At 35.1% G+C, this 22645-nt stretch carries 22 protein-coding genes; 10 read left to right on the top strand and 12 right to left on the bottom strand.

The window, feature by feature from the left end; all coding sequences use genetic code 11:
- The first annotated feature begins 140 nt into the window (after positions 1 to 140).
- The 6 genes from AC07XU_RS01245 to fabG all read left to right on the top strand — a co-directional run bounded on the left by AC07XU_RS01245 (position 141) and on the right by fabG (position 4700).
- Entirely contained in the window at positions 141 to 356 is a 216-nt protein-coding gene (locus tag AC07XU_RS01245) for a cysteine-rich CWC family protein (RefSeq protein WP_494941807.1), read from the top strand.
- Positions 357 to 1041: 685 nt separating this feature from the next.
- The gene (locus AC07XU_RS01240; RefSeq protein ID WP_494941806.1) at positions 1042 to 1917 is read left to right on the top strand and encodes a carbon-nitrogen hydrolase; all 876 of its coding nucleotides are present in this window, start codon (positions 1042 to 1044) and stop codon (positions 1915 to 1917) included.
- Between the two features lie 129 nt (positions 1918 to 2046).
- A complete protein-coding gene (locus AC07XU_RS01235) occupies positions 2047 to 2400 on the top strand; it encodes a four helix bundle protein (RefSeq protein WP_494941805.1) in 354 nt (117 codons plus the stop codon).
- Entirely contained in the window at positions 2400 to 3518 is a 1119-nt protein-coding gene (locus AC07XU_RS01230; protein ID WP_494941804.1) for an agmatine deiminase family protein, read from the top strand. Before AC07XU_RS01235 ends, AC07XU_RS01230 begins: the two co-directional genes overlap by 1 nt.
- Positions 3519 to 3523: 5 nt before the next feature.
- Positions 3524 to 3895, top strand: coding sequence for a VOC family protein (locus AC07XU_RS01225; protein WP_494941803.1), 372 nt, complete (start codon positions 3524 to 3526; stop codon positions 3893 to 3895).
- Positions 3896 to 3956: 61 nt separating this feature from the next.
- The gene (gene fabG / locus AC07XU_RS01220) at positions 3957 to 4700 is read left to right on the top strand and encodes a 3-oxoacyl-[acyl-carrier-protein] reductase (protein ID WP_494941802.1); all 744 of its coding nucleotides are present in this window, start codon (positions 3957 to 3959) and stop codon (positions 4698 to 4700) included.
- Positions 4701 to 4903: 203 nt separating this feature from the next.
- Here the strand turns inward: fabG and AC07XU_RS01215 are convergent, their stop codons facing one another.
- On the bottom strand, positions 4904 to 5677 hold the full coding sequence (locus AC07XU_RS01215; protein ID WP_494941801.1) for a L,D-transpeptidase family protein: 774 nt from the start codon (positions 5675 to 5677) through the stop codon (positions 4904 to 4906).
- A gap of 75 nt (positions 5678 to 5752) precedes the next feature.
- Between AC07XU_RS01215 and AC07XU_RS01210 the strand changes: the two genes are divergently transcribed.
- Complete coding sequence (locus AC07XU_RS01210; protein ID WP_494941800.1) at positions 5753 to 7837, top strand: hypothetical protein; 2085 nt, start codon at positions 5753 to 5755, stop codon at positions 7835 to 7837.
- Positions 7837 to 8448 (top strand): trimeric intracellular cation channel family protein, encoded by a 612-nt coding sequence (locus tag AC07XU_RS01205; RefSeq protein ID WP_494941799.1) that lies wholly within the window; start codon positions 7837 to 7839, stop codon positions 8446 to 8448. The genes AC07XU_RS01210 and AC07XU_RS01205 overlap by 1 nt, the downstream gene beginning before the upstream one ends.
- Here AC07XU_RS01205 and AC07XU_RS01200 read toward each other — a convergent pair.
- From AC07XU_RS01200 to carA, 8 genes are all read right to left on the bottom strand, one after another.
- Positions 8445 to 8948: a hypothetical protein gene (locus tag AC07XU_RS01200; RefSeq protein ID WP_494941798.1), complete on the bottom strand. Its 504-nt coding sequence runs from the start codon at positions 8946 to 8948 to the stop codon at positions 8445 to 8447. The genes AC07XU_RS01205 and AC07XU_RS01200 overlap by 4 nt on opposite strands.
- A 54-nt stretch (positions 8949 to 9002) precedes the next feature.
- Entirely contained in the window at positions 9003 to 9302 is a 300-nt protein-coding gene (locus AC07XU_RS01195; RefSeq protein ID WP_494941797.1) for an FtsB family cell division protein, read from the bottom strand.
- Positions 9303 to 9543: 241 nt separating this feature from the next.
- The gene (gene eno, locus AC07XU_RS01190) at positions 9544 to 10839 is read right to left on the bottom strand and encodes a phosphopyruvate hydratase (protein ID WP_494941796.1); all 1296 of its coding nucleotides are present in this window, start codon (positions 10837 to 10839) and stop codon (positions 9544 to 9546) included.
- 208 nt (positions 10840 to 11047) lie between these two features.
- A complete protein-coding gene (aqpZ, locus tag AC07XU_RS01185; RefSeq protein ID WP_494941795.1) occupies positions 11048 to 11731 on the bottom strand; it encodes an aquaporin Z in 684 nt (227 codons plus the stop codon).
- A 68-nt stretch (positions 11732 to 11799) separates the two neighbouring features.
- A complete protein-coding gene (locus AC07XU_RS01180; RefSeq protein WP_494941794.1) occupies positions 11800 to 12357 on the bottom strand; it encodes an NADPH-dependent FMN reductase in 558 nt (185 codons plus the stop codon).
- Positions 12358 to 12803: 446 nt separating this feature from the next.
- The gene (locus AC07XU_RS01175) at positions 12804 to 13895 is read right to left on the bottom strand and encodes an ABC transporter permease (protein WP_494941793.1); all 1092 of its coding nucleotides are present in this window, start codon (positions 13893 to 13895) and stop codon (positions 12804 to 12806) included.
- Between the two features lie 47 nt (positions 13896 to 13942).
- The gene (locus tag AC07XU_RS01170) at positions 13943 to 14710 is read right to left on the bottom strand and encodes an ABC transporter ATP-binding protein (protein ID WP_494941792.1); all 768 of its coding nucleotides are present in this window, start codon (positions 14708 to 14710) and stop codon (positions 13943 to 13945) included.
- 316 nt (positions 14711 to 15026) lie between these two features.
- Positions 15027 to 16139 carry a glutamine-hydrolyzing carbamoyl-phosphate synthase small subunit gene (gene carA, locus AC07XU_RS01165; protein ID WP_494941791.1) on the bottom strand — a complete coding sequence of 371 codons (1113 nt, stop codon included), beginning with the start codon at positions 16137 to 16139 and terminating at the stop codon, positions 15027 to 15029.
- A gap of 350 nt (positions 16140 to 16489) precedes the next feature.
- Here carA and panB point away from each other — a divergent pair, with 350 nt between their 5' ends.
- A complete protein-coding gene (gene panB / locus AC07XU_RS01160) occupies positions 16490 to 17305 on the top strand; it encodes a 3-methyl-2-oxobutanoate hydroxymethyltransferase (protein ID WP_494941790.1) in 816 nt (271 codons plus the stop codon).
- 235 nt (positions 17306 to 17540) lie between these two features.
- Positions 17541 to 18239 carry an RluA family pseudouridine synthase gene (locus AC07XU_RS01155; RefSeq protein WP_494941789.1) on the top strand — a complete coding sequence of 233 codons (699 nt, stop codon included), beginning with the start codon at positions 17541 to 17543 and terminating at the stop codon, positions 18237 to 18239.
- Here AC07XU_RS01155 and AC07XU_RS01150 read toward each other — a convergent pair whose 3' ends face one another.
- From AC07XU_RS01150 to AC07XU_RS01140, 3 genes are all read right to left on the bottom strand, one after another.
- Positions 18240 to 18707, bottom strand: coding sequence for a hypothetical protein (locus tag AC07XU_RS01150; protein ID WP_494941788.1), 468 nt, complete (start codon positions 18705 to 18707; stop codon positions 18240 to 18242). It abuts the gene before it with no gap.
- 146 nt (positions 18708 to 18853) lie between these two features.
- Positions 18854 to 20308, bottom strand: coding sequence for a glycoside hydrolase family 30 protein (locus tag AC07XU_RS01145; protein ID WP_494941787.1), 1455 nt, complete (start codon positions 20306 to 20308; stop codon positions 18854 to 18856).
- A 1-nt stretch (position 20309) separates the two neighbouring features.
- The gene (locus tag AC07XU_RS01140; RefSeq protein ID WP_494941786.1) at positions 20310 to 22622 is read right to left on the bottom strand and encodes a glycoside hydrolase family 3 N-terminal domain-containing protein; all 2313 of its coding nucleotides are present in this window, start codon (positions 22620 to 22622) and stop codon (positions 20310 to 20312) included.
- Between the last annotated feature and the right edge of the window lie 23 nt (positions 22623 to 22645).

Below are 22645 nucleotides of genomic sequence, written 5' to 3'. Positions count from 1 at the left end.
TAATATTTAAGTAAGGTTCTGGACATAAAGTTCAGAACCTTATTTTTTGTTCATACTTTTGCTTTTAGTTAGATAATTCGCTTGTAAATGGTTCACTGATTTAGTGCGCCAAAACAATGAACTAATGAACTATTGAACCAATGAACACTTCTCTACATAGCAAACACGAAATCATTCCCTGCGAACGTTGCGGAACGGCTATTGAATGCAAGGCAAATTCTTACACCAAATGCCAATGCAGTGTTGTTCAATTAACAATTAATGAGGTTCAGCATATCTCCGAACTTTACGACGGCTGTTTATGTGCTAAATGCTTGTTCGAATTGCAGCAAGAATATAGAGATAGTTTGGTATAATACAATTACGAATTTTCTAGAACTGTAGTGTGGCATAATTTCGCCAATTTTTGGTGTGTATTTTTTGAAAACGAATATCAGTATTTCATTGGCTCTGCAGTCCCGCCATTCGCTACAATCTTTTTATGTTCCTTCGACAAGCTCAGGATGACACATTAAAAGTATTTCCGCTTTTGTCGGGTTTAACAATCAAAGTTTGTAGGTCTTGGCAAATTGCAACCCCTCATAGTTGCATAACCCTTGCATTATAAACCCAGATCACCCTATCGGTCGGTGTCTCACCGACCGAAACTAAAGCAATAATAAACGTGGCTTTTATTCTAGCAGGTTTAATTCACAAAGTTCGTAGGTCTTGGCAAATTGCAACCCCTCATAGTTGCAAAAGCCTTCATTAGCTAAACTGGATAGCAGTGAAAATACTTTTTTGTTTTTAACCCTACTCGTCATACCGAAATGAGGAACGATTGAGGTATCTGTAAGTTCGCAGTAGGTACAGAACAGATTTCTCCCTGCGGTTCGAAATAACGAAAACAAAAAAGATTGCAACGAATAGCCAGACTAACATTAATCTTGGTCACTGCATTTGCTTTTCTAATGTAAATTTAAATTTTAGATCCAGTCTTTCATCTTTGTTCCTTAATCCTTAATCAAAATTGTTAATTTTGCAGTTCAAATTTTTATACGGATGAGCAAAGTAAAAGTTGGCTTGGTGCAAATGACTTGTACTAAGGATAAACAAAAAAATTTAGAAAAGGCGATTGCGCAAGTACGAGTTGCTGCAGCAAAAGGAGCACAAATAGTTTGTTTGCAAGAGCTTTTTACATCATTATATTTTTGCGATGTAGAAGATTACGACAACTTTGATTTGGCAGAGAAAATTCCTGGTCCGAGTACTGATGCTTTGCAAGATGTTGCGAAAGAATTAGGTGTGGTAATTATTGCATCCTTGTTCGAAAAACGTGCAGAAGGTTTATACCACAATACAACCGCTGTTTTAGATGCAGATGGGAGCTATTTAGGTAAATATCGCAAAATGCATATCCCAGATGATCCGGCTTATTACGAAAAATTCTATTTTACTCCAGGAGATTTAGGCTACAAAGTTTTTAAAACTAAGTTTGCCACTATTGGTATCTTAATATGTTGGGATCAATGGTATCCAGAGGCTTCGCGTATAACCGCTTTAATGGGTGCAGATATCATGTTTTATCCTACTGCAATAGGTTGGGATACCACCCAAGATGAAGAAACGAATAAAGATCAATATAATGCTTGGCAAACCATACAACGTTCGCACTCGGTTGCTAATGGCTTACCAGTAGTTAGTGTAAACCGTGTAGGTTTTGAGCAAGAAGGCAGAATGAAGTTTTGGGGCGGCAGTTTTGCAACCAACGCTCAAGGTAAGTTATTGTACTTAGCATCGCACGAAAATGAAGAAACCGAAGTGGTAGATATCGACCTTAAACAGAGTGATTATATCCGTAAACATTGGCCATTTTTAAGAGATAGAAGAATTGATTCTTATCAGCCAATTACGAAAAGGTATATTGATGGGGATTAGGAAAGTCAGTAAAGTCCGAAAGTCAGTAAAGTCTGTAAGTCGGGAAGTCCGAAAGTGTGAAAAGTCGGAGAGAGGTTTTTCAAAATAGCATAGATGTCGTATATTTCAGTTTACCTAAATTAACTACCTATGGCATTTAAATTTGAAAAACTAAAAGTATGGCAAAAAGCTTTAGACTTAGCTGACGAAATTGATAAGATGACTAAAACTTTTCCTAAGGATGAAATCTATGTTTTAACCTCACAAGTAAAGAGAGCTGCTGACTCTATTTCCTTAAACATAGCTGAAGGCAGCACTGGACAAAGTAATGCTGAATTCAAAAGGTTTTTGCGATATGCGCAAAGGTCTGATATTGAAGTAGTAGGTTGCTTGCACCTAGCCAAAAGAAGAAAATATTTAAACGAAAATCGTTTTTTTGAACTTTATGTAGCTTGTGAAGAAGTTCTAGTGATGATAAACGGTCTAATAAAATCATTAAGTTAATGTCTGAACACACACATCATAAATCTGAGCGCCATACTTCTGCATCAAAAACTTCCAGACTTTCGGACTTTCCGACTTTCCAACCCTCGGAAACGCCAAAGGCTAAAGGCTACTCATTCCCTGCCGAATGGGCTAAACACGAAGCAACATGGTTAAGTTGGCCACATAAAGAAGCAAGTTGGCCAGGTAAAATTGAAACGATTTATAAACCATATTGTGAGTTTATTAAAATTGTAGCTACTGGCGAAAAAGTTCGTATCAATGTAAAAAACGAAGAAATGAAAGCTTTTGCAATCTCAGAATTGGAGAAAGTAAATGCAGATTTGAGCCAAATTGAATTCTATTTTAATGAAAGTAACGATGCTTGGTGCCGCGATCACGGGCCAGCTTTTGTGGTTAAAGGAAATGAAAAGGCAGTGGTTGATTGGGGTTACAATGCTTGGGGAGGTAAATATCCGCCGTTTGATTTAGATGATGTAATCCCTACTAAAATTGCCAAACATTTTAACTTGCCATTGTTTACACCAGATATTGTAATGGAAGGTGGATCGGTAGAGTTTAACGGAGCAGGCACAATTTTAACAAGTACAGCTTGTTTATTAAACGAAAACAGAAATCCGCACTTAAATAAAGAGCAAATAGAAACGTATCTAAAGGAGTTTTACGGAGCCGAACAAATACTGTGGGTAGGAGATGGCATTGTTGGCGACGATACCGATGGCCATATTGACGATATTACTCGCTTCGTAAATGAAGATACTGTTTTAACTGTGCTAGAAAGTAATCCTTTAGATGAAAATCATTTGTTGCTGCAAGAAAACTACGAGGCCTTAAAAAAGATGACCTTATTAGATGGAAGACCTTTAAAGATTGTGAAATTGCCAATGCCATCGCCAGTAATTTTTGAGGATACACGTTTGCCAGCTTCTTACGCTAATTTTTACATTGCCAATGCCGCGATTATTGTACCGATTTTTGATGATGTGAACGACCAAATTGCGCTAGATATTATTCAAGGTTGTTTCCCAGATAGACCAGTTGTAGGTATTAATTCTGTTGACATTATTTGGGGATTAGGAAGTTTTCATTGTTTAAGCCAACAAGAGCCAGCGGTGTAAAAATTATGCTCACACTAGATCGAATTATCATATTTGGAGATGATATTGAAGCTCTGAAAAATTTTTATCAATATCATTTAAATTTGCAACTGATTGAAGAAATTGCCAATGAATGGGTAGTATTTAAAGCAGGTCGAATTGAAATTGCATTTCATCGCATTGGCCTAGCTTACAGAAATGATGAGCCTTTTAAGGCGGAAGGTAATACAAAACTTATATTTAATGTTCATCAAGATTTAAACGATTTTAGAAATACATTAATAGCAAAAGGTGTAAAAATGAAAGAGATTAAATCGTTCCAAGAAATAGATTTTCTTTTTTGTGATGGGCAGGATATTGAAGGAAATGTATTTCAGTTATGCCAAAAAAAGGTATAATTTCTTGCTTTAAATATTAACTTTACAACATTAAAATATATCAACGTTACAACATTTCATTATGAAATTATTAGAAGGAAAAACAGCACTAATAACAGGTGCTTCAAAAGGAATAGGTCGAAAAATAGCCGAAAAATTTGCAGAACAAGGTGCTAATGTGGCTTTCACTTATCTATCATCTGTAGAAAAAGGTGAGGCTTTAGAACAAGAATTACAAAGCTTTGGTACAAAAGTAAAAGGTTACCGTTCTGATGCTTCTAAATTTAATGAAGCAGAACAATTGATTACTGATATTGTTGCAGAATTTGGAACAATTGATATCGTAGTTAACAATGCAGGTATCACCAAAGATGGTTTGTTAATGCGTATGAGCGAAGAAAACTGGGACGACGTGATTAACGTTAACCTTAAATCAATCTTCAATGTAACCAAAGCGGCATCTAAAGTAATGATGAAAGCTCGTAAAGGTGTTTTCATTAACATGAGCTCTATTGTTGGTGTTACGGGTAACGCCGGACAGGCAAATTATGCAGCTTCTAAAGCAGGCATCATCGGTTTTACTAAATCTGTAGCTAAAGAATTAGGCTCTCGTAACATTCGTGCAAACGTAGTTGCTCCAGGTTTTATTCGTACAGAGATGACGGAAGTATTAGACCCAGCAGTTGTTGCAGGATGGGAAAAAGACATTCCATTAAAACGAGCTGGCGAAACAGAAGATATTGCTAATGTTTGTGTTTTTTTAGCTTCAGATATGAGCGCATACGTAACCGGGCAAACTTTATCTGTTTGCGGTGGCATGCTATAAATTAGATATAAGGAATTAGATAAATAGGTGCGAGTTTATAATTGCACCTATTTTTTTATGTTTTGAAAGTGAAAGTCAAAAGTTCTTGGCTTCATTAGCCCCGCTTTCCATTACAACAAATTCTTTTATCCCGAAATCGGGAAGAATTTGTTTTCATTTCAATCGGGCTTATTTAACAACGGTTGTTGCAATTCGCAGTCTTTTTATTCTTCTATATCATGGTTATGAGTTAAAGGTTTTGGAACGGATATGTATGTTCCTTTGCTAATTACGTAATCTATTTTATTTTTATATGTGGTGAAAATTTGATATCCGGATTGTAAGGTTTTCCAAAATGCTATATGTTCAGGATATTGTTTTGAATATTTAGCCATATTCGAACCTGTCATTCTAAAAGGAAAAATATAAACAGGAATATCTTTTTGTCTATTATTTCTAGCTTCAACCGCTAAAATGTAAACTTCTTTAATTTTATCATCAGTTATAGGGATACAACCAACTGTTTTACAATCACCATGAATGTAGATCTCTCCGCCAGTTTTTCTATTCTTTCCAGTTCTTAGTTTATCAACGGCATTCGGATAATCTATCCCTAAAGAAAGATGGAAATTGCTCATCGGATTGAATACATTGATTTTATAAAAACCTTCTGGGGTTTGTAAATCGCCTTCCACAATTTTTGGTCCTAACTTGCCAGAATGCGCACAAAAGTCATAGGTTTTAAACAATTTGAATTGATTTTTTCCATTAGCTTTAAGCCAAATTTCTAACTTTCCCTCTGCTTTATAAGCAGTTAAAAGTAAGGCATAGCTACTCGTATAACCCGCTTTATTCAATTCTTTTTGTAAGCCTTCACCCTTTTCATTAAAAGCATTACTAACACGCTCAAATTTAAGCTGATTTTGTTTAAAGTTACTTTGGGCAATTGCAGAAGTGGCAGTCATAAATAAGAGATTAAATAGATATAAATACTTCATTAAAACGTTAATTAGGTATTTAATAAACAAATTACGATGTATTTTTTAGAAAATTAGCATCTTTACGTTTAAGCTATGAGCAATTTTTTTTCAGCAACTTCTCTCTTCACTTTTTTAGCTTGCCTTTTATTAGGTTGCGCTTACGCTTGGGTTTTATATTCCACCAATAAAAATTTAGCTAGAAATTTAAGATATGGCTTAGCTGCGCTAAGAATTTTTGTAGTTACATTTATTACTTATCTTCTTTTTGCACCACTTGTAAAAACGGTAAGTTACAATCCAGAAAAACCCATTATAGTAATTGCTAATGACAACTCCATTTCTGTTAAGGCAATTGAACCTAAAGGTTTTGATCAAAAAAAATATCAGCGAGATTTAAGTTCTTTAGCTAATATTTTAGCAGAAAAATACGAAGTTATAACTTACAATTTTAGCGATAGTGTAAAAGCAGGATTGGACTTTTCTGGCACTGGTAAATTGAGTAATGCATCGGCATTTGTAAACAAAATAAATGATGAACTGCTAAATAGAAATGTGGGTGCAGTAATTATGGCAAGCGATGGCATTTTTAATCGCGGCGGTAACCCACTGTATGAACTAAATAAAATTAAAGCGCCAATTTACACCATTGCCATGGGCGATACTATTGCCAGAAGGGATGTATTAATAGCAAATATCAATTACAACAACCTTGCATATCTTGATAATGAATTTACATTAGATATTCAAGTTCAAGCTTTTGATAGTAAAGGAGAAACAGCAGAAATAACTATAGCAGAAAATGGAAAAACTGTTAGGAAGCAAAGTTTGAATATAGATGCCAGTAGCTTTGTTAAAGATGTTCAAGTTAAGCTTAAAGCAAATAAAATTGGAGTTCAAAAATATACCATCAATATAGCTCCTTTAAAAAACGAAATTACTACCAAAAATAATTCTCAAACCATTTTTATCGAAGTAATTGACGGTAAACAAAAGATTTTGCTGGCATCTGCGGCACCACATCCAGATTTGGCAACCTTTAAACAAGCTATAGAACAAAACAAAAACTATGAAGTTACTTTAGCATTGGCTGATGATTTAAACATAATAGATCCTAAGTTGTATAGTTTAGCTATACTTTATCAGCTACCAAATCAAGGTAATATTTCAAATTCATTGTTAACTAAGCTTAATAATTCTAATATATCAAGATGGTACGTAATTGGAGCGCAAACTAATGTTGCTAACTTAAACCAAGTACAAAAAATATTAAATTTAAGTAGCGGTGGAAACAATTTGCAAGAAGTGTTTCCTTATTTAGAACCTAGTTTTACAGCATTTAATTTAGATGTGAATAGCCTAAAGATTTTAAATGAATATGATCCTTTGTTAATGCCTTTTGGTAATATCAGGATTAATGGAAATTATACAGCAGTTTTTAATCAACGCATTGGCAAAGTAAATACGCAAAATCCAATGCTATTTTTTACAAATGAAAATGGTAAAAAAGTAGGTTTTTTATTGGGCGAAGGTATTTGGAAATGGAAATTAGAAGAAGCTAAAAACGAACAAAATATCCCTCTGGTTAACGAGCTAATTAGTAAAACTGTTCAATATCTTTCTGTTAAAGATGACAAAAGAAAGTTTAAAGTTTACACCAGCAAAAGTACCTATGATGAAAATGAGGAAGTTATTTTAAACGCAACTTTGTATAATGATGCTTATGAACCCGTAAATACTCCAGAGGTAAATTTGCAGCTTAAAAACGGCGAAGGAAAATTTTTTAATTACACTTTCTCTAAGTATGGTGCTGCATATCGTTTATCAATTGGCAATTTAAAACAGGGCAATTATAGTTACAGCGCTAAAACAAATTTGGGAGATAAACAATATGTTGCCGCTGGTGCTTTTTACGTAAATGCCTTAATTGCAGAATATCAACAAACTACGGCAAATCATCAATTGCTCAATACCATGGCGCAGCAAAGTAATGGTAAAATGCTAATGCCAGCTAATTTATTGAGCATTGCTAATGAAATTGAAAAAAGTGGGCAAGCAAAAACCATCAGTTATGAAGATAGGAAGTACGAGGAATTGATTAGCTTAAAATGGATTTTTGTGCTTTTAATGAGTTTACTCTCATTAGAATGGTTTTTTAGAAAGCGGAACGGGGAAGCCTAATGGAAATTACAACTACATATGCAATTGAAATTTTAGGGACAATTTCGTTCGCTATTTCGGGCACGTTTGCAGCCATGCAGAAACGTTTAGATCCTTTTGGTGTATTGATTATAGCATTTGTAACCTCTATTGGCGGTGGTACAGTTAGAGATTTGCTATTGGGTGATACTCCCGTTGCTTGGATGCGTAACGTAAATTACTGCTTGCTTATTTTAGTTACCTCTATGCTTACCATGTTTTTTAAAACTCAGATTAAAAAATTTAAGGTTACGCTATTTCTTTTCGATTCGCTGGGTTTAGGTTTATTTACTTTAGTTGGAGTGCAAAAAGGAATTGTTTTTGGTTTAGAGCCAGGGATTTGCGTAGCATTAGGTACCATAACAGGTTGTTTTGGTGGAATTATTAGAGATACACTTTTAAATACTATTCCTTTAATTTTCAGGAAAGAGATTTACGCAACTGCCTGTATATTAGGTGGCATATTGTATTTCGCTTTGCTTTATTTTAACTTAAAAGCCGATCTAGCCAAAATATTGGTTATTGCTTTTATTACCACCTTAAGAATTGTAGTGGTTAAATATAAATTGGCCTTGCCTAAGTTTGGGTATTAATGACCTGGTGGATATAAAAAACTTTCTAATTTGCCTTTTTGATATGCTTCAGACAGCTGCCAAAGATCATTGCTCCAAGTTTTTTTGTTTTCTTGATCGTTCAAATATGGTAGCACGATATTCATGGTGCCTAATATTAAAGTTTTCTGATCTTTAGTTTCTTTGTTTGCTAATGTAAACTTAGTTAAAGCAGCCATGTACATCAGCATTAAGTCTGTATTTGTATTAAAATAACTGGTTTCCTTTTCGCCTAGATAAAAGGTATAATCAGGTGTTCCGTTCATCCACTTTAATAAAAACTGTCCAGCGTCTGCTCTATTCTTATTTTTTTCGTCAATAGATGTCCTAAAAAGATATTTTATCGTATTAGAAAGCGCTGGCTCGGCATCTTTGTAATGAACTCGCTTATTGAGTTTAATTTGTTTAAAGTTGGGCAAAACCTGAGCGAATGAGCTTAAGCATGAGCAAAGTAAAAAAATAAGAATTAGCGCTCCTCTCATTTCATAAATGATTAATCTGCTTTATTAAAAAGTTATGAGAAATTTTTTAACAGTTTATTTTTTTTCTTCCCCATTTACAATTACAAAAACATCTTCATTGTCTTTTTTCATGAAATATTTTTCTCGGGCAAATTTTTCGACAGTATTTAAATTGCTATCTAATTCTTTTAAGTCTTTTTGTACAATTGCAATTTCTTTAGTGTAGAAATCTTTTTCTTGCTGCAACTTATTTACTTGTGAGCGGTATTCGTATTGAGAAATCATATCATTTTTATCAAAAAACATCATCCACACTGCGAAACCCATTACAGTTAAAAAGTATTTATTGCGTAAAAGTTCTAGTAATTTCTTCATCAAACAAGAGATTAGCGATATGAGATTAGTGATAAAATCAGATCTATACAAATATAGTATTAAAATAAAACATCCGAAGGTTTTAAATCTTCGGATGTTTTGCAAATAAGTTTTTCAACTTGTTAACAATAAAATAAGCCATCATTTCGAAACGGAGCTTTGTGGAGAGAGAAATCTTTTATTCTGTAGTGCTGAACTAACAGATATCTCGGTCGTGCCTTCCTCGAAATGACGAATATTTTTATTTTTTAGCGTATTTAAAGTTTTTGCCGATAAAGCGAGCTGCTTCACCTAATTCTTCTTCAATACGTAACAACTGATTGTATTTTGCAATCCTATCAGAACGAGAAGCAGAACCGGTTTTAATTTGTCCACAGTTTAAAGCTACTGCTAAATCTGCAATAGTTGTATCTTCAGTTTCACCACTTCTATGGCTCATTACAGATGTATAACCACTATTTTGTGCTAAACTTACTGCATTAATCGTTTCAGTTAAAGAACCAATTTGGTTAACTTTTACTAAAATTGAGTTAGCAGTTTGGGTATCGATACCAGTTTGTAAGCGTTTCACATTGGTTACAAACAAATCATCACCAACTAACTGTACTTTATCACCAATTTTATCAGTTAAGCTTTTCCAACCTGTCCAATCGTTTTCATCCATGCCATCTTCAATAGAGATAATTGGATATTTTACAGACAAATCTGCTAGATATTGAGCTTGTTCTTCGCTAGTGCGAATTACACCTGTAGCACCTTCAAATTTAGTATAGTCGTATTTACCATCTTTGTAAAACTCAGATGCAGCACAATCTAATGCTAAACAAATATCAGCACCTGGTTTGTAGCCAGCTTTTTCAATTGCTTTTAAAACGGTTTCAATTGCATCTTCAGTTCCGTCAAAAGTAGGAGCAAAACCACCTTCATCACCTACTGCAGTAGATAAACCTCTATCATGTAAAATAGCTTTTAAATTATGAAAAACCTCAGTTCCCCAACGTAATGCCTCAGAGAAAGAAGGAGCGCCAACTGGCATAATCATAAATTCTTGGAAAGCAATAGGAGCATCAGAGTGAGAACCACCGTTAATGATATTCATCATCGGTATTGGTAAAGTATTGGCATTAACACCACCTACATAACGATATAATGGTTGTCTGCTTTCTGCAGCGGCAGCTTTAGCAACAGCTAAAGAAACACCTAAAATTGCATTAGCACCTAATTTTCCTTTATTTTCTGTACCATCTAAATCGATCATTAATTTATCGATTAACACTTGCTCAAAAACATCAACGCCTTGCAAAGCTTTAGCAATAACAGTATTTACATTTTCAACGGCTTTTAAAACACCTTTACCCATGTAAGTCTTTTTGTCGCCATCACGTAATTCTACTGCCTCGTGTTGGCCAGTACTTGCTCCAGACGGAACAGCAGCACGACCCATTTGGCCATTCTCGGTTATCACTTCAACTTCTATCGTAGGATTACCTCTTGAATCGAGGATTTGTCTTGCATGGACATCAATTATTAAACTCATTTTATTTTGGTTTTGATTATAAATTTACCTTAGTGTACAATGTACAATTAGTTAAGGCTTTTCCAAAGTTAAAATAATTTTTAATCTTTAAGAGTGGAACATTGTTTTTTTTATCAATTTTTGATTTAAGTAAAGATTATCAATCGATTGAACAAAAAAAAAGCCATTCAACGATTTGTTAAATGGCTTGTGTAAATGTTTTTACTGCTTACTTTTTGCTAGCAAAATAAAACTTGTAAACTAAGCCTGCAAGTATAGCGCCTACAATTGGGGCAACCCAAAATAACCATAATTGGCCAAGAGCTTCGCCACCTACAAAAAGGGCTTGACTAGTACTACGGGCAGGATTTACAGAAGTATTTGTAACAGGTATGCTAATTAGATGAATTAAAGTTAAACATAGTCCGATTGCTAAGCCTGCAAAACCTTTTGGAGCACGTTCATCTGTTGTGCCTAAAATTACCAGAAGAAAAATAAAGGTTAATACAACTTCAGTTACTAAAGCTGCGTGCATGCTAAATTTACCTGGAGATAATGCGCCATAGCCATTGGTAGCAAAGCCTCCTACGCTACTGCCATTGCCAGTGGCTATGATGTATAAAATTGCTGCACCTGCAATACCTCCTAAAACCTGAGAAATAATGTATGGGGCTAAATCTTTTGTTTCTAACCTGCCAGCAACCCAAGCACCAACAGATACTGCAGGGTTTAAATGTGCTCCAGAAATGTGTCCGAATGCATATGCAATGGTAACAACTGTTAAACCGAAGGCTAAAGACACGCCTACAAAGCCAATACCTGCACCTGGATAATTGCAGGCTAAAACGGCACTGCCGCAGCCACCAAGTACTAACCAAAGTGTACCAATAAATTCTGCTACTAGTTTTTTCATTATAAAGTTTGTTTAAGTTTCGATTCAATCGGTAGCTCAACTAAACTTTAAATGAATGTAGCGTTAATCTATTCCATTTTTTGTTTGGCTGCTATCCACCAAGTAATCTCGTCAACAAAAACTTTTGCTTTTTTATCTGTTGCTTCTTTATCACTTGGTTGGCCATCTTCGCTAAATGTTTTTTCTATAGTTGCCACCGGAAACATAGCAGGTACTACTAAAGCTCCGATTTTCCAAAGGGTAAATTGCAGAGAGGTAATTACTTGCGAGCCAGCAAAAGCACCTGCCGAAACAGTAGCAATGCCAATTGGTTTGCGTTTCCATTCGGTATACAATAAATCAATTACATTTTTTAAACTAGCCGGATATCCACCGTTATATTCGGGAGTTACAACTATAATACCATCGGCATTTTTAATCTCATTTGCAAAAGATAACATCTGTTCTGTAGGTGTGGAGATGAATTTTAAACGCTCTTCGAATATGGGAAAATCGTATGCCTTTAGATCTATGATTTTTGTCTCGGCTATCTCATTTTCTTCTATATAATTCTTGAAATATAGGGCTACACGATGGCTATTACGGCCATTTCTAATGCTTGATGAAATGATAGCTATGTTTTTCATGTACTTAGTTTTAATGGTTTAAATATTCAAAAAGTTGCTTATTGTAATGATAACAAAAAAATAAGAATACTGTTGTTGAAAATATAAATCAGATAAAATAGGATGGGGATTTTTTTGCTCGTAAATGGAAAAAAATAACCCCTTTAAATTAATCGATAATTTGAAAAGCAGCAATTCTTTTCATGGCAACATTAGCCCCATCGTTCGCTAAATCTTTTTCTCAAATCCTGAAGGGGATTAAAGAAAAAGTATATCGCTACCACTGGGTTTAGAGTTAACGCTGTTGCTTTTGGCAGGTTTTATTAGCAGGAGCAATAAATATAGCCCTGGCTGAAGCGGTACCCTGCAGCTAGGAGAGTAACGACGAAGCGAAGCGTACAAGCGAAAGACAGGAACACAGTTTATAGAAAAGCACTGTGATTGCGCTTCAAAAAACTTAACTTCAATTATTCCCACTTAAAGGTTTTTACAGCAACTGCATAAATTGCAATGCCCCAAATAACCATAATAAGTATTTGCTGTTTCACATCCCATAATCCGGCGCCTTCAAAAGCAACTTTACGCATGGCATCATTTAAATAAGTTAAAGGCAAGGCTCTGCTTATTGGTTGTAACCAAGTTGGAAATGCATCTATAGAGAAAAATGTGCCTGATAATAAAAATTGCGGCAGCGTGATGATGTTTGAAATAGGCGGGATGGTACTTTCACTTTTAGCAATGCCCGAAACTACAAAGCCGAAACCCATAAAAACCAATACGCCAAGTGTAGATAAAATGAGCATATTTAGCACCGTTATGGCGCCATGAATTAACGTAAAATGGAAAAAGAAATGACCAATTAAAATGATAAAAAGGGCACCTAACAAAGCAAAACCAATGCGAGCTATACCTTCACCAATTACAATACTTGAACGTTTTACAGGCGTTGCAAAAAAACGTTTAATCACCAAATTTTGGCGCAAACTAAAAAATACAAATGCGGTACCGAAAACACCTGTGCTTAACAACGAAAAGCCTAATTGACCGGGTAAAATGAAATCGATGGTGCGATATAACCTGCCACTAACTGTACTCGCCCTTATTTCAGTAACGGTTGGCTTTAAATTTTGGGTGTTTAAATTGTAAGAAATCTCGTTTAAAATAGATTTTAAAATATTGCCTTTATCTAAAGATGCAGAGGTATAAGTTACATTTGTAAAATAGGCTGGTACGCCATTTGGGTTTTTGTCTACCTTAATTACGGCATCATAATTACCTTTTTCTAGCTGACTGTCAATGTTTTTTTGGCTGTCGTTTTTAGTTAATCTAACTAAACCAGTTTTCTCTAGTGCAACAACTATTGGGTTTTGCATATCAGAACCAGGAGCTAAAGCAATATCTAATTTAGTGCCGCCGCCACCTAAAAAGCCAAAAACTAAGATAAAGATAAGCGGAAAAGCTAAAGTGAAAACAACTGCAGAAGGACTGCGCATTATGGAGCGAAAACTTGCCTTGGCTAATGCTAACGTAGCTTTTGTGTGACTATACGGAGTATTCATTTTTTTTAAATTTAGATAGTTCGATTTAATTAGATGCAGATTTAGTTTTAACCTTCACGCCACTCTTGGCCAGTTAGATTGATGAAAACATCTTCTAAATTGGCTTTTTTAACTTCTTTTTTTCTTTCAAAGCCACTGGCTATTAGGTTATCAATCAATTGATCTGGAGTGTCTAGCGCTATAATTTTACCTTTTTCTACAAAGGCAACCCTGTCGCATAATTGCTCGGCTTCATCCATGTAGTGGGTGGTAATAACTACTGTAGTGCCTTGGTTGCGGATTTCGGAGATTAAATCCCATAGATTTCTACGAGCTTGCGGATCTAGCCCGGTTGTGGGTTCATCTAAAAAAATAATTTTTGGAGCGTTAATTAATGTTGTGGCGATAGAAAAACGTTGTTTTTGTCCGCCAGATAAAGCTTTGTATTTTGCTTTAGCTTTGTCTTGCAGATTTACCTTAGCAAGCATTTCCATCGGTTTTGCATCTACACCATAAAGGCCCGAAAAAAGTTCTAAAAGTTCTACTAAGTTTAAGTTAGGGTAATAGCCCGCAGCTTGTAGCTGAACGCCTATAATTCGTTTAATTGAACTTGGGTCTTTGTCTACAGAAAAGCCATCAACAATAACTTCTCCAGCTGTTTTTTGGCGCAAAGTTTCTATAATTTCTAACGTAGTTGTTTTGCCAGCTCCATTTGGGCCTAATAAACCAAAAATTTCATTTTCGTAAACATCAAAGGTTAAACCTTGTACTGCTTTAAAATCATCGTAATTTTTCACGAGATCTTTTACACTAATGATGACATTTCTTTTTTCCATTATTTTTATTTGATAGCGTTAGGCTGTTATGTTTCTAGTGCTAAAGTAAGAAGCTTTAAATGAATTTTATCTGAGTGGCAGTAAAATGTCGATAAAATGATTTTTAATCGGGATGAATGGTTAATTGTCTGGAGCAGGATTTACAGGATTGTAGGATTTTGAAGATCACAATAGGTAAAATGATTTTTAATTAAAAAGGATGTTTGTAATAACAAACATCCTTAATATTACTTTATGGGATTTTTCTAAACGATAAATTGTTAGTTTATAACAATTCAACTTCCCAGCTCAACATCTTGCCAACTTTCCTTTCAAATTACCAAGTTAAATCACCTTTAATTAAGCCAACAAAATCATCAAATAAATAACGAGAGTCATGTGGGCCAGGAGATGATTCTGGGTGATACTGTACCGAGAAAGCTTTTTTGCCTTTTACACGAATTCCTTCAATAGAATCGTCATTTAAGTTTACATGTGTAATCTCAACTTTATCAGATTTTCTTACTTCATCTGGTATAACACCAAAACCGTGGTTTTGAGAAGTTACTTCGCAGTGATCTTTAATAATATTTTTTACTGGGTGATTTAAACCACGGTGACCGTTAAACATTTTCATTGTTCCAATTCCGTTGGCTTCAGCTAATAACTGATGGCCTAAACAAATACCAAAAAGAGGCTTATCAGCTTCTAAAATAGATTTCACTGTATCAATTGCATAACCCATAGCTGCAGGGTCGCCAGGGCCATTAGATATAAAATATCCGTTAGCTCCCCACTCATCCATTTCGGCAAAGGTGGTTTTAGCTGGATAAACTTTTACATAAATATCCCTGTCATCAAAATTGCGGAGAATATTTTTCTTAATACCTAAATCTAATGCTGCAATTTTATAGTTAGCTTCTGGGTTTCCGTAATAATATGGTTCGTTTGTACTTACGTGAGATGATAGCTCTAAGCCACTCATGTCTGGTACATCAGCTAATTTCTTTTTCAACTCTTGCAAATCAGTAATTTCAGAAGAAATAATAGCGTTCATTGCTCCTTTATTTCTAATGTGGCGCACCAAGGCTCTAGTGTCAATTTCAGAAATACCTACAATGTTTTCATTTTGAAAATTATCTTGAATAGATTCTGATGCTTCTTTTCTGCTGTAAATGATATTGTAGTTTTTACAAACCAAACCAGCAATTTTAATTGAGCCAGATTCGATTTCTTCTTTGTGCATGCCATAATTACCAATATGTGCATTGGTGGTAACCATAATCTGACCAAAATAAGAAGGGTCTGTAAAAACTTCTTGATAGCCGGTCATGCCCGTATTAAAACAAATTTCGCCAGTTGTAGTGCCAATTTTGCCAGCAGCTTTACCATAAAAAACAGTGCCATCGGCCAATAACAAAATAGCGGGTAACTTTGTGTAGTTAGTCATTTGAAATACAATAAGAATAGAATGTGAAAAACTTCTTCTCGGTTAAGAGAGGATTAAAAAAAGCGAAAAAAGAATGGAATTTCTTAACGGTTTTGCCGTTTTTGTAAGTTAAAATAGAAATCTGATTGAACTCATTCATTTCAGGATACAAAGGTAGTTTTTTGATTGGTTTATTCAATATTTTTTTGAAAAAATACTGTGCCTCTTTCCTATAATAATATTTTACTAAATAGACACATCATACGCTGAGTTTTTACATTATTATAAGCGTGCTTTGTTGTTATGGTTTGTATAAATCTTTGTTCCTTTTACAATAATAAAACCTAATTTTGTTTTACAAAACAAACAACATGTCTGTAAACAAAGAAATTAAGCGGATTACCACCCACATTTTGCAAGAAATGAAACAACGTGGCGAAAAAATTGCCATGTTAACCGCTTACGATTATTCGATGGCAACCATTTTGGATGATGCCGGATTGGATGTTTTATTAGTCGGCGATTCTGCTTCTAACGTAATGGCCGGCCATGAAACTACCTTGCCAATTACTTTAGATCAAATGATTTACCACGCTCAGGGTGTTGTACGTGGTGCCACCAGAGCTTTTGTAGTGGTAGATTTACCTTTTGGCTCTTACCAAGGAAACTCAAAAGAAGCTTTAAATTCTGCCATCAGAATTATGAAAGAGTCTGGTGCCCACGGTGTAAAATTAGAAGGAGGTATTGAAGTTGTAGAATCTATACAACGGATCATTACCGCTGGTATACCTGTAATGGGGCATTTGGGCTTAACACCACAATCTATTTACAAATTTGGCACTTATACCGTTAGAGCAAAAGATGAAGAGGAAGCAAACAAATTAAAAACTGATATATTAGCCCTACAAGATGCAGGTTGTTTTGCTGTTGTTTTAGAGAAAATTCCGGCTAAGCTGGCAAAAGAAGTGAGCGAAAGTTTACACATACCAACAATTGGCATTGGCGCAGGACCAGATTGTGATGGGCAGGTTTTGGTTGTTAATGACATGATTGGCTTAACTAAAGGTTTTAGACCAAGATTTTTACGTCAATACTTAGATTTATATGAGGGCATTTTAGGTGCTGCAAAATCATACATTAATGATGTAAAAGCTAAAGATTTTCCGAACGAGAAAGAGCAATATTGATTTTGGAGTTGGGTTTTTGAAGTTGATTTGAAAAACAGTTTCAGTGCTCATCGGATACATCTGCCCCGCTTTTCGTTTCAATCTTTTTGTCAATGTCATCCTGAGCTGGTTGAAGGATTATACAACAAAAAGGATTTTCACTACAATCGGGTTTAAATAACAAAAGCTTTTTCTACAAAACAGGATCTTGATACTTGATACTGAATACTTGATACTAAATACTTGATACTACGAAATGCCAATAACCGAAGCAGATATTTTATACGAAGACAACCACTTAATTGCCATAAACAAGCGCAGCGGAGATATTGTTCAAGTTGATGAAACTGGTGATGAGCCTCTGGATGAAATGGTTAAAAAGTACATTGCAACAAAATACAATAAACCAAACGGAGCTTTTTTAGGTGTGGTGCATCGTTTAGATAGACCAGTGAGTGGTGTAATTTTATTTGCTAAAACAAGCAAAGCACTTGAGCGAATGAATGCGGTTTTTAAAAATCGAGAAGTGCGTAAAACCTATTTTGCGGTAGTAAGAAACAAGCCAGCTAGGTTAAGTGGTAATTTGGTTCATTACCTCATTAAAAATCCTCAAAAAAATGTGGTTGCAGCCTATAACAAAGAAGTTGCTGGTAGCCAAAGGTCTGAGCTAAATTATAAATTAATAGGAGAGTTGGGTGGCTTTCATCTATTACAAGTGAACCCAATAACTGGTCGCTCGCACCAAATTAGAGTTCAACTTTCTACAATGGATTGTCCAATAGTTGGTGATAACAAGTATGGTTATCCTCGCGGCAGCAGAAAAGGTAGTATTTGTTTACACGCTAGGCAGTTAGAATTTATCCACCCTGTGCAAAAAGAACCTGTAAAAATATTTGCCCCATTACCTATTGATGGCTTTTGGGAAAGGTTTGAGCATTTTAATGTAGAAGATTAATTAGCGGCAATCTGCTTTTTTAAAAACCATTGATTTGCCGAAAATGAGTTTAGATCTATCTTTAAAAACCGTTTTGCCATCTTTTTCTTCTACCTCACCAAAACCCTCTATAAGTTCATTATTTTTCATCAGAAATACCACTTCACGTACCGATTCTGATCCTTCCGATTCAAATGTATAATCAACAATTAAGGTATCTCCTTTTATTTCGCCCTCAATAATGCCATTATTTTTATCTTTTTCGTACAATTTGTAACTCAACTCACCTGTAGCAATCCCATTTGTACTGATGTAGTTTATTCTAGCGGTATCGTTGCCCTTAATAAAAGCATAACAATGCGTTTCGCTAATTTTTACATTATCAGTTGTTGATTTTGAATTATTTGATTGGTTTTGTTGATTGCTTTCGCCTTGGCAGGCAGTAAGTATCAATGCAACAGCAGCAATAGGGATAATGGATCTGATCATAAATTATTTAACAAAAACAGTAGGGAAATGTTTAGTTTGCTTTGTACAAGATAGCACAAATTAATTGATTTGAAAATGCCCAAAAATAGAAAATCCCGAAAAATATCGGGATTAACTAAATCAATCATAAATGTATTATGAAAATCTTACCAAACGTAGGTGCCTGCGGATCCTTTAGGCAATGTTGTTGTAACTATTTTACCGTTAAATTTGATATTAAAAGTTTGGTCATTTGAGCTCGTATTCATTACTACTAAAGCTTTTTTGCCATCTGGTGTTTTAAAAGCAACATTACTTAGTACACTATTTAAGGTAGAGCCAATTCTAACTGAACCCGGCCTAACAAATTTTGATGCATGAGCAATTACATAATATGCTACATTTCTAGATACACCAGGAGCAATAGTAATTGCACCTAAACAACTTGTACAGCCGCCATCTGGCGTATGAGGATTATAATTTGCATCAGCAGCTAAGTTCCATTCTAAGACATTTCTGCTCCAATTTCTTGTGGCTCCCACAATTAAAGTAGATATATGCCATTTTAAATCCTCAGCAAAATTGCTTGGCCCGCCAACCCACTGCTCGGTAAAATAAATGTTTTTATTTGGATAAGCATTTCTTACAGTACTTAGTGCAGAAATATTACCACCATACAAATGAAACGCAGAACCATCTACATATTTGCTGGCAGCTACATCAGCTAAAATCTCCATCGGATAGTCTGGTCGATCTGCATTGTGATCATAAACAATAATTTTAGTTGTAATGGCTGCCGCTTCAAATGCTGGCCCTAAAGCCGTTTTTATAAATATTGCTTGGTCTTTAGCTTCCATGGACATACTTGGATTATTGCCCGGGTGCAAAGGCTCATTCTGAATGGTTATGGCATCAATTGTTATGCCTTGCGCCTTCATAGCTTGTATGTATTTTACAAAGTATTTAGCGTAAGCAGTGAAATATTCAGGTTTTAAACTTCCTCCCTTAAACGAATTGTTGGTTTTCATCCAAGTTGGCGCAGTCCATGGCGAGCCTAAAATTTTAATATTCGGATTGATGGCTAAAATCTTTTTAAGGATCGGCACTAAATCTGTCATCTCAGCTGCAATGCTGAAATTATCTAAATTCACATCAGTCTGGCCAGTTGGGCGATCATTATAGGTAAAAACGTTAGCGCTTAAATCTGATGCTCCAATGCTTAATCTCAAATAACTTACTCCAATTGCACTACCATCGGTGCTAAATAATTCTTTAATCAAAGCATCTTTATCAGCAGCAGGCAGGTTATTAATTAAAGTTGCGCTACCGCCCGTAAGTGTGTAGCCAAATCCATCAATAGTCTGAAAAACTTGTGCTTCATCTATTTCAATTGTTGAGTATGAATTATTGGTAGCAGAAAAATTTAGCTCAATATTTTGCTTTTGAAGCAATACTGATTGATCGCCTTTGGTAAGCCAAAAACTCACATCGCTTGCTACAGGATTGGCAACAGGCGGCTCTGGAGTAACCTTTCCGGTTTCAGTACTTTTCACACCTTTTTTGCAGGCGCATGAAGCTAAAACAATTAGTAATGAAAAAAATAGGGTTGATGGATATCTCATTTTATAGGGAATAGTTAAATTTTATTTTTTTATTTCCTAACTGAACTTCAAACTCTCCTGGTTCGGTAACTTTTTTTAATTCAGAATTGATAAAGCCAATATCGTCTGACGTAATTTTAAAAGATATAGTTTTGCTTTCTCCCGGCTTCAATTCAATTTTATCAAATCCTTTAAGGCGTTTTACATCCGGACTAATATCACTTGCCAATAAGTCTGAAATAAACAGTAATACACTTTCTTTACCTAACACTTTGCCCGTATTACTTACATCAACACTTATGGTTAAAGTTTGTCCTTTTTTTAAGGTAGATGAACTTAATTTAACATTACTGTAAGTAAAAGTGGTGTAGCTTAAGCCATGGCCAAAAACATATTGAGGGTTGTAATCTGCATTATAGTTATAAATTCCTTCTGCAGTTTCTCTAGATTCTGATGGTTTATGGTAGTAAGTAAACAAAGCATTTGGAAACTGTGGGTAAGTATAAGGCAATTTACCTGATGGATTTACATCGCCATATAAAATATCTGCCAATGCGTTACCACCAAAGTTACCTGGCAAATAGGTTTGCACAATAGCCGACATTTTTTGCTCAAACTTGCTTATAATGCGTGGTCTGCCTTCGTTTAAAACTAAAATGATTGTTTTGCCTGTTGCAGCTAATTTTTGAGCTAACTCAGTTTGTAAATCAGATAAGTAAAGATCGCTTAAATTACCTGGAGTTTCTGTATATGAATTTTCGCCTAAGCAAAGTACAACTACATCAGCATTTTTGGCTGCCGCGATGGTTTCTTCAAATTGGTCGGCATATTCATCGTAATATTTGCCATCCATTTTATAGCTTACACCTGGTAAATAGGTTACGTTTTGTTTGCCAATTTTGTTTTGTAAAGCTTCTAAAATTGTATTGTATTTTGATGCAAAATCTTCTACTTTTTCGCCTTGCCAAGAGTAAGTCCATGCACCATTTAAGGTACGCATTGAGTTAGCATTTGGTCCAGTTACTAATATTTTGGCTGTTTTGTTTAATGGTAGAACGTTGTTATTGTTTTTTAATAAAGTAATAGACTCTGCCGCGGCTTGTTGCGAAGCTTGCTCAAACTCTACACTGCCAAATTTTGGATAATCTTTAACGTTGGTTGTTGGTTTGTTAAATAAGTCTAACTCAAATTTAACCGTTAATATTCTTCTAACAGCATCGTCAATTCTACTTTGTTTAACTTTTCCTTCCTTAACAAGCGCAATTAAATCATCGCAAAATGGTTCGTATTGATAAGCAACCATAGACATATCTATACCAGCATTAATGGCCTTCATAACAGCTTCTTTGTTGTCTTTCGCAACTCGATCTCTCTTGTATAAATTCTCAATATCTCCCCAATCTGTTACCACTAAGCCTTTAAAGCCTAATTCTTCTTTTAATAAAGTAGTGAGGATTTTATAATTTATATGCACAGGTACGCCGTTAATTAATCCAGAATTGATCATTATTGTTTTGGCGCCGGCAGCAATTGCAGCTTTAAATGGTGGCAAGTGATATTCTCTGAGCGCTTGGTCTGAGATAATTGCAGGCGTTCTGTCTTTGCCAGAAACTGGTACTTGATAACCTAAAAAGTGTTTGATAGATGCAGCTACTTTTGTTGGGTCTGCAATGTTGTTGTCTTTGCCCTGAAATCCATAAACCATTTGTTTGCCAAGCTCAGTAATTACATAAGGATCTTCACCAAAACTTTCCCACTGGCGTGGAAAGCGTGGATCGGCACCTAAATCTAATAATGGAGAAAATGCCCAAGGAATAGAACTGGCTCTAGTTTCGTAAGCGGTAATTTCTGCACCTTTATAAACTAAGGCACGATTAAATGTAGCTGCTTGACCAATTTGTTGTGGGAACATGGTTGCACCATCAGTATATGTTTCGCCATGTATGGCATCAATGCCGTATATAACCGGAATGGCATTTTTGTTGCTCATAGCGGTTTTTTGAATTTTTGTAATAACTTCTAACCAATGTTGCGGCGTTCTAGCTCTATTGTTGGATGCATTTATAACGGAACCCAATTTATATTGTACCAAGGCTTTTTGCATAGCCTGTTCATCTAACATAAAAGGTTCATCGCTACTAAAACGGTCTTTACCTTTTCCAATTACATCTAAAGTAATTTGAGCCATTTGACCTACTTTTTCTTCTAAAGTCATTTTGGCCAATAAAGCGTTAACTTTTAATTCTAAGGCAGTTTGTTTTGGTTTTGGTTGTGCAAAAATTTGTAGACTAATAAGTACGAGCAGCAATGAAGTGCCAAACCTTTTGATGTTCATGTTCTATTTTATATTTGGTTTTA

This window comes from Pedobacter sp. GW456-11-11-14-TSB4, assembly GCF_059424425.1.
The sequence above is the reverse complement of the archived record's forward strand: the minus strand, read 5'-3'. Positions and strand labels throughout refer to the sequence as shown.

Bases quoted from the DNA above. Each gene is read 5' to 3' on its own strand.
- fabG (WP_494941802.1), top strand. From the start codon at position 3,957: ATGAAATTATTAGAAGGAAAAACAGCACTAATAACAGGTGCTTCAAAA.
- AC07XU_RS01180 (WP_494941794.1), bottom strand. From the start codon at position 12,357: ATGAAAAACATAGCTATCATTTCATCAAGCATTAGAAATGGCCGTAAT.
- AC07XU_RS01175 (WP_494941793.1), bottom strand. From the start codon at position 13,895: ATGAATACTCCGTATAGTCACACAAAAGCTACGTTAGCATTAGCCAAG.
- panB (WP_494941790.1), top strand. From the start codon at position 16,490: ATGTCTGTAAACAAAGAAATTAAGCGGATTACCACCCACATTTTGCAA.
- eno (WP_494941796.1), bottom strand. From the start codon at position 10,839: ATGAGTTTAATAATTGATGTCCATGCAAGACAAATCCTCGATTCAAGA.
- AC07XU_RS01170 (WP_494941792.1), bottom strand. From the start codon at position 14,710: ATGGAAAAAAGAAATGTCATCATTAGTGTAAAAGATCTCGTGAAAAAT.
- AC07XU_RS01205 (WP_494941799.1), top strand. From the start codon at position 7,837: ATGGAAATTACAACTACATATGCAATTGAAATTTTAGGGACAATTTCG.
- AC07XU_RS01140 (WP_494941786.1), bottom strand. From the start codon at position 22,622: ATGAACATCAAAAGGTTTGGCACTTCATTGCTGCTCGTACTTATTAGT.
- AC07XU_RS01195 (WP_494941797.1), bottom strand. From the start codon at position 9,302: ATGAAGAAATTACTAGAACTTTTACGCAATAAATACTTTTTAACTGTA.
- AC07XU_RS01200 (WP_494941798.1), bottom strand. From the start codon at position 8,948: ATGAGAGGAGCGCTAATTCTTATTTTTTTACTTTGCTCATGCTTAAGC.
- AC07XU_RS01240 (WP_494941806.1), top strand. From the start codon at position 1,042: ATGAGCAAAGTAAAAGTTGGCTTGGTGCAAATGACTTGTACTAAGGAT.
- AC07XU_RS01215 (WP_494941801.1), bottom strand. From the start codon at position 5,677: ATGAAGTATTTATATCTATTTAATCTCTTATTTATGACTGCCACTTCT.
- AC07XU_RS01210 (WP_494941800.1), top strand. From the start codon at position 5,753: ATGAGCAATTTTTTTTCAGCAACTTCTCTCTTCACTTTTTTAGCTTGC.
- AC07XU_RS01155 (WP_494941789.1), top strand. From the start codon at position 17,541: ATGCCAATAACCGAAGCAGATATTTTATACGAAGACAACCACTTAATT.
- AC07XU_RS01225 (WP_494941803.1), top strand. From the start codon at position 3,524: ATGCTCACACTAGATCGAATTATCATATTTGGAGATGATATTGAAGCT.
- aqpZ (WP_494941795.1), bottom strand. From the start codon at position 11,731: ATGAAAAAACTAGTAGCAGAATTTATTGGTACACTTTGGTTAGTACTT.
- AC07XU_RS01230 (WP_494941804.1), top strand. From the start codon at position 2,400: ATGTCTGAACACACACATCATAAATCTGAGCGCCATACTTCTGCATCA.
- AC07XU_RS01145 (WP_494941787.1), bottom strand. From the start codon at position 20,308: ATGAGATATCCATCAACCCTATTTTTTTCATTACTAATTGTTTTAGCT.
- AC07XU_RS01235 (WP_494941805.1), top strand. From the start codon at position 2,047: ATGGCATTTAAATTTGAAAAACTAAAAGTATGGCAAAAAGCTTTAGAC.
- AC07XU_RS01245 (WP_494941807.1), top strand. From the start codon at position 141: ATGAACACTTCTCTACATAGCAAACACGAAATCATTCCCTGCGAACGT.
- carA (WP_494941791.1), bottom strand. From the start codon at position 16,139: ATGACTAACTACACAAAGTTACCCGCTATTTTGTTATTGGCCGATGGC.
- AC07XU_RS01150 (WP_494941788.1), bottom strand. From the start codon at position 18,707: ATGATCAGATCCATTATCCCTATTGCTGCTGTTGCATTGATACTTACT.